Source organism: Mesorhizobium sp. M1143 (assembly GCF_040318435.1).
Taxonomy (GTDB): domain Bacteria; phylum Pseudomonadota; class Alphaproteobacteria; order Rhizobiales; family Rhizobiaceae; genus Mesorhizobium.
Genome location: NZ_JAMYMJ010000079.1, coordinates 1 through 16,865, shown reverse-complemented (window position 1 = coordinate 16,865; position 16,865 = coordinate 1). Strand labels below are relative to the sequence as shown.

Sequence of the window (16,865 nt, the reverse complement as noted above, 5' to 3'; positions counted from 1 at the left end):
TTCTCCTTTATGGCGGTTCAGCCCCAATTGCAGGCGCCGTCGCCATCGGAAACCAGGTCAAAGACCTCTTTTTACGTTTCGGAGTGCAGCCGTCTGCGACGGCGGTGGATTTTGTATCTATCGCGCTTGCCGTCACTGCGGCCGACACATTCGTGCTGAGAGAGGACGCCGCGGACAGCTGGAGCAGGGATATCGAAATCTGCCTGCCGCTGAGAACTCCAGGACCGTGGAATGCGGTAAAACCCCGGCTCCAGCGTCTGCTCAGTTTTCTGAGCGGCGATCAGTGGCGTTTTCACTTTGAAGGCGGCGGAGAGGCTCCTCCCGTTCCCTCAGTCATCCGGCAGCATCAAAGTCGGATAAACCTTGTTGCCGGTGATCTCGTTTCTCTGTTCTCAGGCGGTGTGGACAGCACCATTGCTACGTTCCGCCTCGTCGAGGACAGCGCCCGCCCGATCCTGGTATCTCATGCCTACACCGGCGACAAATCGGTCCAAAACGGCATCGTTGGACGCTTGCCGCAGACCCTTCAACACGTATCGGTCAATGCCTGGCCAAACTCGGAGCGCACGTCGGAGATATCGATGCGCTCCCGAAGCTTTCTCTTCATAGCTATTGCTGCATTGGTTTGTGACGTGAAATCAAGGCTGGTTGGCGGCCGGCCGATCCCGCTGCAAGTCCCGGAAAACGGTCTGATTGCACTGAACGCACCACTTACGCCGAGACGGATCGGGTCGCACAGCACGCGGACGACGCATCCTTTTTTCTTAGACGGCGTCCAGGCTATTTTTGGGGTGGTCGGCATTCCGGCTACGATCGACAATCCATATGCGACCTGGACAAAAGGCCAGATGGTGCGATCGGTGAATGGCGTACAGCTTTTCCAAGCCATTGCCTCGGAAACGGTCTCGTGCGGGAAATGGAAGCGGGAGGGCCAACAATGCGGCCGCTGCGTTCCCTGTCTCATCAGGCGCGCGTCTCTCTACGAAGGCGACGTGGATGACAGGACACTCTACCAATCTGCCAGCCTTCTCGACGTGATGACCGTCGAGGATACTCGTGACGACCTGGTCGCCATGCTTACTGCCGTCAAACGCCTCGACGGTGCGAATCTTGACGCCTGGGTCGCCCAGTCAGGGCCTCTGCCTGCCGATATCGATCGCCGATCGGCCCTTGTCGATGTCCATCGACGCGGTCTAATGGAGGTCGGCAGATACCTCACGGACAGTGGCTTCAAGATGTGATCGATTTTCATTGCCATCTCGATCTCTATCGGTATCCCGAGCTTGCGGTCGAAGATGCGGACAAATCAGGGGCCTATGTCCTCTGCGTGACCACGACGCCAAAGGCGTGGAAGTCAACGTCAGCATTGTGCGCGAACCGGGCACGAATCCGCACAGCCTTGGGACTGCACCCCGAGCTCGCCCTTGAGCGCGAGGGGGAATTGCCCCTGTTCAGGCATTTTGCATCCGAGACAAGGTACTTTGGCGAAGTCGGCCTCGATGGCTCCGAGCACCTGCGAACCTCGAAGGCGGCTCAAGAGCGGGTTTTCTCCGCTATCTTGGCCATCGCAGCTGACCTCGGCGGCAAGATCCTGTCTATTCACAGCCGCCGAGCCGCTGACGAGGTTCTGGATTGTCTATCCAAACAGGCCGCGGCCGGCATTCCCATCTTGCATTGGTTCAGCGGATCTCAACGACAGCTTAGGCGGGCGGTCGACCAAGGGTGCTGGTTCAGCTGCGGCCCTTCCATGTTGAAGTCAGAAAATGGGAAGGCGATTGCAAGAGCCTTGCCGCGCAACCGCGTTCTCACGGAGACCGACGGTCCATTCGCTCTAGAAGGCAGCCGGCCACTTCAGCCAAGGGATTCCTGGCAAGCATTGAAGATGCTATCCGACATCTGGCAAATCCCCGAAGCGGAAGCCGCTGGAATTCTCAAAGACAATCTCGTGGCGCTGACAACGGGAAAGTCCTAACGGCGGACGGCGCTTTGGTCGGCCACTTCGAGGCTGAGCGATCTGCTTGCTTTTACCTCGCCGATGCGGGAGCTTTTGGGCCGGAATCCGACTGTCTGCTTATGGCTGCGGTTCCGGCTAAAGCTGCCGGTTTGCAGCCGACCCGATTGCGGCCGTCAGCGCCTCGCTTCCGCAACGACTGCCTCTGGCCCATACCTGATCTCCGGAACGTTCGCCTCACTGCAGGCTAGCCTTAAAGAATTCGCAGACTAGCGGGCAGGCTCAGAGGCCTGAGCACGCTTCCGCAACAGCCTAAGAGCCTTGCCATAACCTGTGTTTGATAGCCGATATCGCCTTGTTCCCTTAACGGGATCAACCTCGATCTCGTAGTACGCGTAGAAGTCTTGATTGAAATATCGACTGACGTTGTCTTTATGTTTTTGCGACTTTTCAGGCAGCAATTCGTTGATGACTTTTGCGATCTCCGACGTCGTGAACGATGGGCGATTCTCGTCATCCGCCCAGCGCGTCAGAAGGGCGATGAGAATTGCCTCTTCAAGTTTGAACCTAGGTTGCTGGCGTAGCTTTGGCAGCCATCTGTTTAGATCGGGTTCACCGAGAGGATCGCGGCCGACGTCGTTTTCGATTTCCTTGAGGTATTTCGATAGATCACCATCGTTTTCCCAAACGACGGTCCTCGGGTGCTTGGCAATGACCTCAAGTCCCATTCGTTTCTGCTGCTCGTCCCGGGATCGGAATCGAGCTATATCGTCGACATCCCCTGACCGACTACGTTTTACCATTCGGGCAAACCGCGCTGCCTCGGAACCGCTAACAAAAACAATTCGGAATTGCTTTCCATATTCACCAAGCTTTTCTACCAGCCAGTCGATCTCGCCGATCGATCGGAAGCCCGATATCACGCATGGGGATTCAAAGTCGGCCTCCAGATACTTGGCGATCGCCACGGCGGCGATTTCCGGCTTCTCTATCAGTGCCTGCTCCGCGAAATCACCTATTGAGATATGATCCGGAACATCGTGCCGCATGTAGTAGGCTAGATGCATGAAGTCGCTCGCCTCGACGTGAAGATAGTCGAAGGACCTAGCTAGGTACTGACTGGCCGTAGTCTTCCCGGCACATGTGTACCCACAAACTATGTAGTTCGTGTCTCGTTGCAAAGGTAGATGACGCTGCGGCGTGGGGATTCGAAGGAGTTTCCGTTCTTTGAGGAACTGGAAAAGCTTATTGAACGCCTTACGTCTAAAGTCGTACTTGTTCGCTTCGACGGTCGACAAACTCCCAAGCGGCCCCGACGCTCCGTCAGGCACAAACCACTTATTGAAGGTCTGGTTATCCAACCATGGATTGATGACATTCGTCGTGAATGTCTTTTCTTGTTTGACGATTTCTCCCGACTGATCGCCTGTAAATACAATATAGTCACCTACTTCCCACAGCTTCCTATAGTAGGAAGGGATGTGGAGCAGTACATCCGATCTAACAACTGCTCTCCGATTGCCGCCCGCTGCCTGGACTGACGCGTCTAGGGAACTGAACGTGGTTTCTCGCATCCAATACTTCACATCGAGACCAGGAACCTCCTCCGTTGGGGAACTGAGAGCGTCGACTGTCACAGACGTATCTTCGAGAATGAAAAAATGGCGGGGCGACAAGATTCTCGCCTTCCGCGCTTGTTGCACGGCACTTTCGTAGCTGGCCTTGAGCAGATCTTCGCGTGATTGCAGCCGAGGCTCTGTGTAACCAGCATGGTAGGTACGCTGATGGAAACCAAGGACGTTGATCGGCTCGCCTTCTGCGAGATAACGTGCGTGCGCCAATTTCGTTAGATTTGACGTGAAGAATGTCAGTGCCAGCATCTAAGAACTCGTCATGCGTCTTCCGCTGTTTTTGGGAACGGTCAAAAAGATATCAGCGTCAAGCTGCTCACTGTGAGCATAAACTCGTTTGAGTGAATCCGAAGAGGCAAAGAAATAGAGCAAAGGACCGAGGCTCGACATGCCCACACAATCGACGCCGAGTTCGCGTAGCGCTTTGGCTGTACGATCGATGTGCGGCGCGTACTCCGCGCGTTCGAGCCTTTTCCATTCGGTTTCCTGCATCGCACTGATCGCTTGGCAAAACGACGGATAGTCCCGCTCCATCAACGATGCGAGAACCTCGAATACTGCCACATAAGCGGCTTCGAACGACTTGGCCGAAGGCAGGGGGGTCGACCGGCGGAAGAAATCGATCTCTTCTTCCTGACTTTTAGGTTCGCATTTACGAGGTAAGCATAAACCCAGCGGCCATTCTGGGAGATTTTGGCGGTGCAGTTGAAGTGGCAAGGCGCCGGAAGCACCCATCGACGAAGGTACGAACTGGTGCGAAAGGCCGCCTACGATGCCTAAGTCGAACGCAAAGCCTCCATAAAAATAAGTTGATATCCCGACACCAGAAGTTCCGCCCCGGCGTGAGAGCCTAATCAGATCCTCCGTTCGCGCCGTTCGACGATTGACTTTGAGTAGGCCCTCAATACACGCAAGCTTAATGGCTGTACCCGAGCCCATCCCGAAATGGGTGAGCAGTGAGCCGGTGATCTCGAATGTCCCCGAGCTGGAGAGTTCTAGTTGTTGCTTTACATGTTCCAGTTGTTGGCGGAGGCGCTCAATCTCCTGCTCATGCATTGGCTTCTGCCTGCGATCAAGCACCACTGATCTCTGCGAGGATGTCGTTTTGATTGCCGCAGTAGGGCCCTCAACGGCGAACCCAAGACCCCCATTTTTCCTCGAAGCCCCCGCATGCATGGAGATCAGCCCAATGTGGACGCGCGGACTGATCTCGATGTTAACCGTCGGCACTATTATCCCAGCTGTCATTGAAGTAATCACGGTACTTGGTGGCGAATGGCTTGTCTGCAACCACATGAACGGCAGGCGCGTGTTTACTCTTGTCGCCGTCAAAAACAGGGCCGCCAACGAAAGCGCCGTCGACCATGACAAAGCTATGGCGCGCCTCATGGGGAAAGCGCTTGATTGCAAACCGGCCTTGAAATTTGTGTTTCAGCCGATCGATTTGTACAGACCTCGCATTGTACCGATTCTTCGCGTCCGGTGACATTAAATCATCGGTGGGGACCAGAACTTGGACTTGGAGTCGTTTGTTCGAATGAAGCCGGTCAAGCAGAACATGGTCGTCCGCGTCGGCATCCATAAAGTCGTCGATAAATCGCGTGGCCGAAGCACCCATGACTTTCACGGTGTCGCGGGCACCGGACAGTAGAGGCCCGTAGTAGGACTTTTCGTGTCTGTTCTCAAGCAGAGCCTCTACGCCCATCGCCCGATAATGCTCAAGCTTATTAAAGGCCGTGACCTGCGTGATAAGGCTGAATACATAGAGGACCAAGCCGGAAACCAGGCCGCTCACGATGCCCATCATTCGAGGATCATCGGTGTAGGTCAGCCAATACCAGGAGCCTACGGTCGAGATAAGACAAAATGCGACCAGGATCATCCACAATGGCACAACTGCAGTCAGTTGCTCGAATGACCTCATTTAGGCACCCCGATATAAAGCAACTCTCGTCTTTTCGATCTGCTAAGGGCGTGGCTGTGTTCGGTTGAATGGACCGATACGTTGGCAAACCTGCTCTCGAAGAACTCGCGAATGCTGGTTTCGTCTGGGTATGCCGCCTTCACATAGGAGAGCACCACCGTCGAATCCTTGTTGCGATCGATGAGGTCGAAGAGCTTTTCCTTGAAATGCTTCTTGCGGGACCAATCGGTAAAGTGCTTTGGCTCGGGCATCATGCCGATACTAGAGGCCGGCTCGATCAGATTTGACCACTCACCGTACTTCGAAAGGCCTTCCAGGAAGTGGTACCGCCGCCAGTAATTGTCCCTGTTGCGCCGTTCATCCTCCGCGACATACGGCGGGTCTAAGTAGACTAGGTCGTATCCGGGCTGCAACAGAGAGACGTCACCCGCAGGAAGTACGGTAACAGGGGGCAGGCGTTCCCTGCGATATGCAAGCAGCTCGGCGAATCCTTGCAACATGTGCTCCCGGAAACTCTTTTCCCAGGTCGTTGCGTTACCGAAGGATCGCTTGACTTCGCTTGCCGTTCTGATTGCGAGATTAGGCCGGTGGAAAAGGTTGAATGGCCGCTTCTTCAAACACGACTGATACAGGAGATAGAACAACAATGATCTGTCGGCGTCGGAAATCGTCATTTCGCCAATTAGCGTTGCAAAGCCATCGATCCATTCATTTTCCGGTGGAAGGAAGAAGATGTTCTCGAAATTTTTGGCAACCGTGCTTCTGATGGGCCGGACCGCATTGATGATAGAAATCAAGCGCTGTGCGGTGATCGTAGCGTCTTCCGTTAATAGCGTCCTGGCCACGTGAGTATTGAAATGGAAAGCGTCATGGTAGACGACCCGTTTCCTCATCGCCCGAAAAAGCTGAGATACGCTGCCGGTGCCGCCAAACGCGTCAAGTACCCTGTCAAATTCCAGCAGTTTTACGCTATCGAAGACCCAGGGAAGAAGCTTTCGCTTACTTCCATAGTACCGGGTCGTGGGGAATCGCGAAATCGAAGTCGTCACGGGCTCGATCGCGTAGACCTGCGAGGCAGATGGCGTAGCCGACGAAACGTGTTCTGGTTTCAGTTTCTGTTTTTGCATGCCGCACAATATCCGGGAACGAGCGCCAGCATAGATGGCGTCGCAGTGAAATCACAGCATAATCGCGCCGCAAAGCAGCAATCGTACGGCTGAATTGCATGGAGCCATCTGTATAGAGCGTTGGCTTCTGGCTGCGCACTAACGGCATATAAAAGTGGCTTGATGGTCGTCTGCTTTCGGGAGCGTGCCGCGGAGGATGTAACTTCCGCGATTAGGCGCTTTGCGGTCCGTCAGGAATGTCGCGCACGCCCTGCGCCTGGCACCACTCGAGGAACTGGCCGACATCCCAGCTTGGCAATGGAAGTCGTCTCCTTCGAACCGTGGTTCCGATGGCCTTTCAATCAGCGATTGCCGGGATCATGCTTGCCGCAGACCTGGTCAAGCATAGTGCGGGTTTTCCGATGAGTCCGACGACCAGCACTCGCGTGAATCTACCGCGCCCCCTTGGTTCTTACCTCCATGATCCGAAAGCCAAAGATTCCAGCGGCCGCTGCATCTGCAGCGATGAGGATTTCGTTGCCGCCTACAGGCTGAAATACGGCTGTGCCGTTGAACAGCTGAGCAATGGGTCCGCCTAAGAAAGATCTGAAGTTTTCGTTACCGCGGACGGCGCGCTGTCAAGCGCTCACCGATGTTTTCGACCACGATCGAGTGCCTGATGACAGTGCGGGGCGGATACTATGACACGCTCGGCCCGCTGCTTGCCAATGTCAGGCCCAGCACCCACGACAGAGATCCTTGAGCGACGGCTCGCCGTTAACGTTTTTTGTACTGTTATCTAGGTTCGACCATATTCGTCGTCGAAGCGAACGATATCATCCTCGGCGAGATAATCGCCGCTCTGCACTTCAATGATAACCAGGTCAATTCTGCCTGGGTTTTCGAGCCGATGCTTATGGCCGCAGGGGATGTAAGTAGATTCGTTTGTCCCCAGGAACAACTCCTGCTCGCCATTGACGATTTTGGCGGAGCCGCTGACCACGACCCAGTGCTCCGAACGATGATAGTGCATCTGCAGGCTCAACTGGCGACCGGGCTTCACCTCGATGCGTTTGATCTTGAAGCGCTCGCCTTCCTCCAGAACCGTATAGGTACCCCAGGGCCGGTGTACCGTGCTATGGACCAGATGAGCTTCATGTCCCGAAGCCTTGAGGCCCTCGAAGAGCTTCTTAACGTCCTGAACGCGGTCGCGGGATGTGACAAGCAAAGCGTCCGGGGAATCCACGATCACCAGATCGCTTACGCCCACCGTGCCGATGACGCGCTTGTCGGAGCTCACATAGGTGCCGGTCGTGTCGACCATGTGCACATCGCCGCGTATCCTGTTCCCGCTTTCGTCGGGGGCGATCAAATCGGCCATTGCGTTCCAAGATCCGATGTCGTTCCAATCCATGTCGCAGGGAATCACGGCAAGTCTGTTAGTCTTCTCCATGACAGCGTGGTCGAGCGAGATTCGCGGCGCGGAACCGAAATGCTCAGGCGCGAGTTCGATTTTGGCAAAGCCTTGGCATTGACTGGCGCGGCCGTTCTCGTAGCTGTCGGCGACGGCCTGGAGCACCTCGGGACAATGCAAAGCCATCTCGTCGAGCATGGTTTGCGCACTGAAGCAGAAGATGCCGGCGTTCCAGAAGAAGCGTTGAGACGCGACATAGGCTTTGGCTGTATCCAGATCCGGTTTTTCAACGAAACGGACGACGTTCTCACCATCTGCTTCGATGTAGCCGAATGCTGTGTCCGGTCTGGTTGGGGTGATGCCCAATGTGGCGATCCGCCCGAGCTTCGCATGTTCCATGGCCAGGCCCATGACGTCTAGAAACGCAGGCAGGTTGCCAATCAGGTGATCGGCCGGGAAGACGCACAGGATCGCGTCAGGGCCTTGCGTTGCCCTCGCATGGATCGCGGCTGCAGCCACGGCGGCGGCCGTATCCCGAGGTTCGGGCTCGAGCAGAAAGGTGCGTGGCAGGACCACGGAATCCAGTTCGTCAAATTCGTCCTTGGTCAGGAAGAGGTGTTCCCCGGATGTCACAGCGACGAGTTCCACGACACCTTCTATCGAAGCGACGCGCAGCACAGTGTGCTGAATGAGAGAATATCCATCCGCTACTTTGAGGAAAGGTTTGGGGTGCGATTGCCTTGAGGCGGGCCATAGCCGCGATCCGGCTCCGCCGCTGATGATCACGGGAATGACTTTCATAACCAACCTCAATCTCGTCTCTGGAGTGATCGCCCGCGTTGTTTCGAGCGTCAGCGTCACGATCGCCGTCGCTCTGGCTTGTCTGCGGTCGCGCGTAACAGCGAAGTTCTGGTGCGTTGCAGGCGGCGTCAGATGACGACGCTATCGGTAATGTACGACGCCTCCACTGATGCCTGTTGGTTGCCTCTGCCGAATTGCGCAGGTGGCGGGTCTTAACTGAGATCAGAGACTTGGCTGTCTTCTATCAAAGTCAAACGACTTGGCTCCTTCAGATCGAATTCAATTACCCGTGGTGCGAATAGACGTGCATATCGTGTAAAGGCGCTCGTCGGGGGAAACCGAATTACGGTATCGCAGCGCGCGAGAAGATACATCTCAACGAGGGCGGAAATTCCGCCGTCAATCCCGAGTGCTGCAGTGTGTAAGGGGCCACCTTGATTGGATCCGAAGTGCTTCGGGACAGTGAGCAGATCGGGAAACCTGGCCGCCAGAAGATCCAGTATCCGCGCGCTGTCCGTGCATAAGAACAGCCGCACAGGCCTGGGGTGCGGTAACGCCTTAGCCTTGTCAATTGCAGCGCACACTTGCCGAACGGCGAGCTCCGGATCGGCCCAGTAGGGCGCATGCTCCATGATGTCTTCACCGTTACCGTGCCGAACATGAATCCCGATGATGCTGCGCCCCTCAAAACATTCCTGATAAATGGCATCTATGCGGGCTTGAATTTCTGGCCGAGGCTGGACACTCTGGAACACCTGCCGCTCTGCATCCTCATCGCACCGCCACATCAGACAAGCGTCACACACTACTGTGTTCGCTTCGACATCGTGTTCGGCCTGAAAGAGCTCGCCCAACTCATCGCGCTCTTGGAAAATCTGCTCATCTGGCCGGTAAAGGCACTCGATCGCCGGCCTGTTCCACCACTCCGGGAAGAATGGACCAGGGAAGGAAACGTCGTTGATCCGGTCGTCGGAAATAGCCGGCACGCCAGCGATGTCATTGATCGGCTGGAAGAACACCGGAAACGCATTTGTGAAGGGTTGGTCGAGGTAGCAGGCCCCCCGCCAGTCGATGACTAGAGTTCGTCCCGACCGCTGCGCGTAGCGCCAAGCGGCCGCCAACGACCACAGACAATCACCGAACCCCGTACGCCTCCGAGAGACGACGAACCGGCGCTTTTCCAATCCACTAACATGCATTTTCGGAAATCTCGTTTCGGAGAGGAGGTTGCATCCGGCTTGGAATCCTTAGTCGACACTAGTAGACCCTGACGCCGGGCGCTTGGCAGAGGCCGGGCCGTAGGGCAGAAGAGCTCCCTCAGCACTGCCCACTTATCCCTCTCGCACAGCTTGAAGCCGATGCCCTCGCTTCCGGTTCAGCCTTCTCTAATGGGCTTCCGCGGCATATGTAAAATCTATTGAGTGGATGCCGGCCATCCATGTGTTGGATGCCATGATGAAGGGGCTCGGCTGACGCGGGCCCGGCCAATAGAGCCGAAACAGCCGGGAAACGCTGCGACACTGCCTGCCGAAGCAAATCATTCCGTCGACGCCAGACGCCAAGGGTGCAAGGCTGCATACAGCAACCGGTACCGGGCGAGATGAGGTCGACAGCTCGACGCGCCTGGAACCAGCTGATCGACAGAATCTGCAGTCTGCTCCCAAAGTTCTGCACGACCTGTGCCGGATGCTGTGGTGAGGGCTCGCGGCCACGAACTTTGTCCTCGCCCCGAACGGAAGCTCGGGACCTACGACTCCGGGCCGGCGATGCGCCCCGGCTGCTCGGTCAGACCATCCATTCTGTGGATGCACTTTATCCAAACAATCGATTTCACTGATCCAAACAATTCCCATTAGAAGACGCTGAAGCAAGAAAGAAGGCGTCCTCACTCGCTGATAGATGAGCAAATCAGCTGCAAGGTGCTTGGAGTACAGTCGCTCGCGGCGTGAGCTGAGCGGCACTCTGACCGCATGTACGAATCCCAGTTAGCGGCGCAACTCTATTTTGCTGTGACTCCAAGCAAGAGCAGGTGTGCTCGGCTGGCAGACTGTCAATGACGAGCTTCGCGCCGCATCTGTCGAAGTGCTCCATAGGGCACGGGGCGGGCCGCACATTGTGTCGGCGTGGCGACCCGGAGCCGAAACTTTAAGCTTTAGATAGAGCAGGAATAGAATGGGCGATAGCAGAAAAGTTGCTCTTATTACGGGCATAACTGGACAGGATGGTGCCTATCTTGCCCGTCTTCTTCTCAAAAAAGGCTACATCGTTCATGGGATTAAGCGACGTTCCTCTTCCTTCAACACGGGTCGTATCGAAGACCTCTACCAAGACCCGCACGAATCCGATCCGCGCCTGATCTTGCATTACGGTGACCTCACTGATTCGACTAACCTCATCCGCGTGGTTCAGGAATCTCAGCCAGACGAAATTTACAACTTGGCTGCTCAGAGCCACGTGCAGGTGTCGTTCGAAACACCTGAATACACAGCAAACGCGGACGGTATCGGTACATTGCGACTTCTTGAGGCGATTCGCCTGCTCGGTCTGACGGACAAGACCCGCTTCTATCAAGCCTCGACTTCGGAGCTATACGGCCTCGTGCAGTCCGTACCGCAGAACGAAACGACGCCCTTTTATCCGCGCAGCCCTTACGCCGCCGCCAAGCTCTACGCCTACTGGATGGTCGTCAATTATCGCGAGGGCTATGGTATGCACGCTTCCAACGGCATTCTTTTTAATCACGAAAGCCCCCTTCGTGGCGAAACTTTTGTGACGCGCAAGATCAGCCGCGCTGCCGCTGCTATCTACCTGGGCAAGCAGGACAAGCTTTATCTCGGCAATCTCGATGCTCAACGCGATTGGGGCCATGCGCGTGAGTACGTGCGAGGTATGTGGATGATGATACAGCAGGATCAACCGGATGATTACGTGCTGGCTACGGGCAAAACGACTCCTGTCCGCCAATTCGTCGAGTGGGCTTTCGAAGATATCGGCGTCGAGATCGAATGGCGTGGCAAGGGTGTCGGCGAAAAGGGCTATGATGTAGCGAGCGGCAGATGCCTAGTCCAAGTGGACCCACGCTACTTCCGCCCCACGGAAGTCGATCTTCTCCTGGGTGACGCTACCAAGGCGAAGGAGAAGCTCGGCTGGGTGCATGAGACATCCGTGCGCGAGCTTGCTGCGGAAATGGTGCGCGAAGACCTGAAGGTCATGCAGACATCTGTAGTCATGAAGGAAGCGTAATGTATGATCTGAACGGAAAAACCGTGTGGGTCGCTGGCCACAAAGGTATGGTGGGCAGCGCTGTTGTACGCCGACTCGCGTCTGAAGACTGCAAAGTTGTGGCCGCCCCTCGGGGAGAGCTAGACCTCAAGCGACAGACCGAGGTTGAAAACTTCGTGGCAGTGATGAAACCGGACGCTATCATTATGGCGGCGGCAAAGGTAGGTGGTATTCTCGCGAACGCCACCTATCCGGTCGACTTTCTTTACGACAATCTGATGATCGAGGCCAATATCTTCGCGGCAGCCCACGAAAACAATGTCGACCGCGTCCTCTTCCTCGGCTCGTCTTGCATGTATCCGAAGATGGCACCACAGCCCATTCCTGAAAGCGCGCTTTTGACCGGGCCACTAGAGCGCACCAACGAATGCTACGCCGTCGCCAAGATCACCGGCATCAAAATGGCTCAAGCCTATCGCGAGCAATATGGGCGCGATTACATCTCCGCTATGCCGACGAATCTCTACGGGCCAGGCGACAATTATGACTTGCAGTCAGGCCACGTCGTCCCAGCGCTGATCCGGAAAGCGCATGAAGCTAAGCTCATAAGTGATAAGCAAATCACCATCTGGGGCACGGGCACACCACGTCGGGAATTCATGCACGTCGACGACTGCGCCGACGCATTAGTCTTCCTTCTGAAGAACTACTCTGACCATGATCACGTCAATCTCGGCTGCGGACAGGACATCACGATCCTAGAGCTGACAAGAATGATCTGCCGTGTAGTCGGATTTACTGGGGAGATTGCGCATGATCACTCTAGACCTGACGGTACACCGCGAAAGCTGATGAGCGTCGACAAGCTGCGCACTTTGGGATGGGCAGCAAAGATCACTCTCATGGAAGGCATCGAGAGTGTCTATCATGCATTTCTAAACGGGAGCTACACCGAACGGCGATAGATAAGAGGATTTGCTGCGTCTCAGGCCTGTACGCGCTTTCGGGACCCAGAGCTAATGTAGACTGAGACAATCACTCGATGGCGATAGCGCTCATGTGAGCCAGCCGCGAGGAGCCCCGCCGGACCCGGACCCCATCCGCTCCAACCTCGTCCTTGAAGGTCACGGTGCGCTGCCCACGCCGACGCCGACTGCGTCAATCCTCACAAGGGTAACCGTCGATAACCGAACGCGTCTACGGTAACCGAATGTACTTCTTGTTCTCGTCCGAGGGATCTGTCGATGGGCATTCCGGACGAGCCAAAGTTTGAGCATGTTACCTTCAAAACCCGGTTAGCAACGTCGGATTTGGTATGAAATTCGGAACAAGTGGATTACGGGGCCTGGCGACAGAATTGGCAGGAGCCGCCTCTGCCCTATATGCAACGGCATTCGCGACATTCCTGCTGGAATCCGGCCTGGCCAGAATTGGCGACGAGATACTCATAGGGCGCGACTTTCGCGCCTCGAGTCCGGCCATCGCCGCCGTCTGTGCGGCGGCACTGTCCGCGCTCGGCTTCATCGTAGTCGATTGCGGCGCAGTCCCCACCCCTGCCCTGGCACTGTATGCTCAGGCGCGTAAGAGTGGTTGTTTGATGATCACAGGCTCGCACATTCCGGCCGACCGTAATGGAATAAAATTCTATCGACCCGACGGTGAGATCGACAAGGGTGATGAGCGGGAGATAACGCGCATCGCCTTGCAGTTGGAGAAGCGCGGATACGTCCTTGAAGGTGCTGTTGCACGTCGGCAGCACCGGGAGGCCGAATGCAAGGCCTTTTTCATGGCGCGCAATCGAAAGCTTATGGAGATTAATGCTCTAAAGGGCTTAACGGTGGGCGTATATCAGCACAGCACAGTCGCGCGCGATCTCTTGGTTGACATTCTCTCATATCACTGTGCGACGGTCGTAACCCTGGGACGTTCGGAAGGTTTCATTCCTGTCGACACTGAAGCGGTCTCTGACGAGACTGCTCAACAGTTCAAGCTCTGGGCCAAAGAGCATCGGCTTGATGCGGTCGTCTCGGCAGATGGCGATGGTGACCGCCCACTGGTAGCTGACGACCACGGAGACCCCCTTCGCGGTGATTTGTTAGGCCTGATTTCGGCGAACTTCCTGCAAGCGAAGGCAGTCGTCACGCCGGTCACATCAAACTCTGGTATCGAGACCGCAGGTTCTTTTAAAGTCGTGCGTACCAAGGTTGGATCGCCATTTGTTATTGCTGCCATGCTCGATTTGGTTGCGTCGGGTCACGAGCGCGTGGTTGGTTTCGAAGCAAACGGTGGTTTATTGACAGGCACGGACTTTGACCCGAACGGAACTAAACTGCCGGCGCTACCTACACGCGACAGTTTTCTCCCCATCCTCGCGGCACTTTCCCTTGTTAATACAAGTGGGCAGCCACTGTCGGAGATTGGCCGTTCCTTTCAATTGCCGGCGGCGGCGGCGGATCGCTTGGAAAATTTTTCCGTCGAAAGCAGCACTCGCCTCATGACATACCTTCGTACAGCGGAAACTAACATCGCCGCCTTCGTCGGGTCGATTGGAGTGGTAAGCAAGGTTAGCGATGTTGACGGACTTCGTATCACTCTCGCGGATAAGCGTGTCTTGCATTTGCGTCCATCCGGAAATGCCCCGGAAATGCGGTGCTACGTCGAAGCCGAAAATCGGGAGGATGCGGAGCTTTTGCTCCGGACTGGATTGGATCGAATTCGTAATTGGGCGCAAGGCTAAATAAAAGCCGCCTCCCTGCGTATTCCCAGGTGACCCTGGGGGTCGCACAAGCTACTCAAGCGCGATCAGAACGTCCACAGTGTCCCGGCCCTGTCCGCTTTGAAGCGAACCGGAACGCCCGTGGAAACAGCCGATCCGTACCAGCCACGGAGCATCCGGTCGCTCATGATCTAGGCAGCGCCTTGCGGTAGCGAACAGCCGGTCCCGCACTGACCGCCTGCGCCGCATGTACGATGGCGTTGGTGTCCAGGCCGTGGTGACGGTATAGGTCCGCAATAGTCCCCGTCTGGCCGAACTGCTCGACCCCGAGCGCCTTCACGCGATGCCCGTTAACCCCACCGAGCCACGCGAGCGTCGCCGGGTGGCCGTCGATCACGGTGACGATGCCGCAGTCACGCGATAGCGGCGCGAGCAGCCGCTCGATATGACTCAGGGCGCCAATCGCGCCACGCTGCCGGGCACGTTCCGCCGCCTGCCAGCCCGCATTAAGCCGGTCCGCGGAGGTGATCGCGAGCAGCCCGACATCGCGCCGGTCCTCCGCCAGAAGACCCGTCGCGGCAATCGCCTCCGCCGCGACGACGCCTTGATAAGCAATGACGACACTCGCGTTGGGCCCAGGCGGACGCAGCCAATAGGCGCCATTGACGATGTCCCGCGCGAGCGCCGGGTTCATGTCGCGCAGCGGCTGCTCGAGCGGCCGGGTTGACAGGCGAAGATAGACCGATCCTCCGGTCTGATCACGCAGCCACGTCATCTCATCCGGATCCCCCTCGCCATTACGTTGCATGTAATCGAAGGCAAAGCGCATGATCACGGACAGTTCGTCGACGAAGGCCGGTTCGAAGGCGCAAAGCCCATCCTGCGCCATGCCGATCAATGGGGTGCCGATCGACTGGTGTGCTCCGCCCTCGGGCGCTAGCGTCACGCCCGAGGGCGTTGCGACCAGCATGAAGCGCGCATCCTGATAGCAGGCGTAGTTTAGCTGGTCGGCCGATCGGTAGATGAAGGGATCATAGACTGTCCCGATCGGCAGCAGGCGCACGCCATTGATCGAGTGCGAGAGACCGAGTGCCCCGAGCATGATCATCAGGTTCGACTCGGCGATCCCGAGCTCGAGGTGCTGCCCCTTCGGCCCAAATTCCCAGGTAAAGGTCGACGGAATGCGTTCGGCCTTGAAGGTGTCCGCCATGGTCTCCCGGGCGAAAAGGCCGCGCCGGTTGACCCAGCCACCGAGATTGGTCGAGACAGTCACATAGGGCGAGGTGGTGACAATGCGGTCGGCAAGCAGACTGCGCTCGCGTGCGATGTCGTTCAGGATCTGGCCGAACCCCATCTGGGTCGAGAGCGGCTTGCCGGGCTGCCCCGGTGACGGAAGGGTTTCAGGCACCGGCACCGACGGCGCAGACAGCCTCCTACGCCCCTCACTGAAGAACGGCGCCTTTGCGAAGAAGGCGTCAAGTTCCGCTTCCGGCAAGGTGGCGGCCGCCCATTTGTCCCACTCCTCACCCCGCTTTACGCCCATTTGCAGGCGGTAGTCTTCCATCTGCGTGGGCGTCATCTGCCCCGCGTGGTTGTCCTTGTGTCCGGCAAGCGGCAGACCGTAGCCCTTGATGGTGTAACAGATGAAGCAGACGGGACGGTCATGCCTGGACGCCGCCTCGAAGGCTTCGAGGAGGCTCGGCATGTCATGCCCGCCAAGGTTCGTCATCAACGCCTGCAACTCGTCGTCGGAGCGGCGTTCGATCAGAGTGGTGACCGGCCCTTGGTCTCCGATCTCGTCGAGCAGCCGCTTGCGCCAGGCAGCACCCCCTTGGAAGGTCAGCGCCGAATAGAGCTGGTTCGGACAGCGCTCTATCCACTCGAGCAGCTTCTCGCCCCCCGGCTCGGCAAAGGCAGCCTCTTGCAGAGCGCCGTGGCGCAGGACCATCACGTCCCAGCCGAAGTTGCGAAAAATCTGCTCGAAACGCTGCCAGAGGCCCTCCCGGATCACGGCGTCGAGCGACTGGCGATTGTAGTCGACCACCCACCAGCAGTTCCTGAGCCCGTGCTTCCAGCCTTCGATCAGGGCCTCGTAGATGT

Annotated in this window: 12 protein-coding genes; 5 read left to right on the top strand and 7 right to left on the bottom strand. The window is 56.9% G+C overall.

Going from position 1 to position 16,865, the window contains the following annotated elements; translation table 11 throughout:
* The coding region (gene qatC, locus NKH35_RS29305) for a Qat anti-phage system QueC-like protein QatC (RefSeq protein WP_352917217.1) at nucleotides 1–1,241 on the top strand (1,241 nt) is incomplete at its 5' end.
* Nucleotides 1,238–1,972, top strand: coding sequence for a Qat anti-phage system TatD family nuclease QatD (qatD, locus tag NKH35_RS29300; protein WP_023753792.1), 735 nt, complete (start codon nucleotides 1,238–1,240; stop codon nucleotides 1,970–1,972). The genes qatC and qatD, both read left to right, overlap by 4 nt.
* Before the next feature lie 248 nt (nucleotides 1,973–2,220).
* Here qatD and NKH35_RS29295 read toward each other — a convergent pair whose 3' ends face one another.
* From NKH35_RS29295 to NKH35_RS29270, 6 genes are all read right to left on the bottom strand, one after another.
* Complete coding sequence (locus tag NKH35_RS29295) at nucleotides 2,221–3,831, bottom strand: non-canonical purine NTP pyrophosphatase (RefSeq protein ID WP_023753791.1); 1,611 nt, start codon at nucleotides 3,829–3,831, stop codon at nucleotides 2,221–2,223.
* Nucleotides 3,832–4,830, bottom strand: coding sequence for a beta-ribofuranosylaminobenzene 5'-phosphate synthase family protein (locus NKH35_RS29290; RefSeq protein WP_280800247.1), 999 nt, complete (start codon nucleotides 4,828–4,830; stop codon nucleotides 3,832–3,834).
* Nucleotides 4,799–5,506, bottom strand: a complete 708-nt coding sequence (locus tag NKH35_RS29285; protein WP_352917214.1) for a hypothetical protein — start codon at nucleotides 5,504–5,506, stop codon at nucleotides 4,799–4,801. Before NKH35_RS29285 ends, NKH35_RS29290 begins: the two co-directional genes overlap by 32 nt.
* Complete coding sequence (locus tag NKH35_RS29280) at nucleotides 5,503–6,633, bottom strand: DNA adenine methylase (protein WP_023753788.1); 1,131 nt, start codon at nucleotides 6,631–6,633, stop codon at nucleotides 5,503–5,505. Before NKH35_RS29280 ends, NKH35_RS29285 begins: the two co-directional genes overlap by 4 nt.
* A 778-nt stretch (nucleotides 6,634–7,411) precedes the next feature.
* Nucleotides 7,412–8,827: a mannose-1-phosphate guanylyltransferase/mannose-6-phosphate isomerase gene (locus NKH35_RS29275; RefSeq protein WP_023753786.1), complete on the bottom strand. Its 1,416-nt coding sequence runs from the start codon at nucleotides 8,825–8,827 to the stop codon at nucleotides 7,412–7,414.
* Nucleotides 8,828–9,039: 212 nt separating this feature from the next.
* Nucleotides 9,040–10,026 carry a nodulation protein NodZ gene (locus tag NKH35_RS29270; RefSeq protein ID WP_023753785.1) on the bottom strand — a complete coding sequence of 329 codons (987 nt, stop codon included), beginning with the start codon at nucleotides 10,024–10,026 and terminating at the stop codon, nucleotides 9,040–9,042.
* A gap of 973 nt (nucleotides 10,027–10,999) precedes the next feature.
* Between NKH35_RS29270 and gmd the strand changes: the two genes are divergently transcribed.
* The 3 genes from gmd (at nucleotide 11,000) to NKH35_RS29255 (ending at nucleotide 14,786) form a co-directional block, all read left to right on the top strand.
* On the top strand, nucleotides 11,000–12,070 hold the full coding sequence (gene gmd / locus NKH35_RS29265) for a GDP-mannose 4,6-dehydratase (RefSeq protein ID WP_023692482.1): 1,071 nt from the start codon (nucleotides 11,000–11,002) through the stop codon (nucleotides 12,068–12,070).
* Complete coding sequence (gene fcl / locus NKH35_RS29260; protein ID WP_352917212.1) at nucleotides 12,070–13,014, top strand: GDP-L-fucose synthase; 945 nt, start codon at nucleotides 12,070–12,072, stop codon at nucleotides 13,012–13,014. The genes gmd and fcl overlap by 1 nt, the downstream gene beginning before the upstream one ends.
* Nucleotides 13,015–13,364: 350 nt before the next feature.
* Nucleotides 13,365–14,786 (top strand): phosphomannomutase, encoded by a 1,422-nt coding sequence (locus NKH35_RS29255; protein ID WP_352917210.1) that lies wholly within the window; start codon nucleotides 13,365–13,367, stop codon nucleotides 14,784–14,786.
* 163 nt (nucleotides 14,787–14,949) lie between these two features.
* Here the strand turns inward: NKH35_RS29255 and NKH35_RS29250 are convergent.
* Nucleotides 14,950–16,865: transketolase (locus NKH35_RS29250; protein ID WP_352917208.1), on the bottom strand; the 1,916-nt coding region annotated here is incomplete at its 5' end.

Bases quoted from the DNA above. Each gene is read 5' to 3' on its own strand.
- NKH35_RS29290 (WP_280800247.1), bottom strand. From the start codon at position 4,830: ATGACAGCTGGGATAATAGTGCCGACGGTTAACATCGAGATCAGTCCG.
- NKH35_RS29295 (WP_023753791.1), bottom strand. From the start codon at position 3,831: ATGCTGGCACTGACATTCTTCACGTCAAATCTAACGAAATTGGCGCAC.
- NKH35_RS29270 (WP_023753785.1), bottom strand. From the start codon at position 10,026: ATGCATGTTAGTGGATTGGAAAAGCGCCGGTTCGTCGTCTCTCGGAGG.
- NKH35_RS29255 (WP_352917210.1), top strand. From the start codon at position 13,365: ATGAAATTCGGAACAAGTGGATTACGGGGCCTGGCGACAGAATTGGCA.
- NKH35_RS29275 (WP_023753786.1), bottom strand. From the start codon at position 8,827: ATGAAAGTCATTCCCGTGATCATCAGCGGCGGAGCCGGATCGCGGCTA.
- fcl (WP_352917212.1), top strand. From the start codon at position 12,070: ATGTATGATCTGAACGGAAAAACCGTGTGGGTCGCTGGCCACAAAGGT.
- NKH35_RS29280 (WP_023753788.1), bottom strand. From the start codon at position 6,633: ATGCAAAAACAGAAACTGAAACCAGAACACGTTTCGTCGGCTACGCCA.
- gmd (WP_023692482.1), top strand. From the start codon at position 11,000: ATGGGCGATAGCAGAAAAGTTGCTCTTATTACGGGCATAACTGGACAG.
- NKH35_RS29285 (WP_352917214.1), bottom strand. From the start codon at position 5,506: ATGAGGTCATTCGAGCAACTGACTGCAGTTGTGCCATTGTGGATGATC.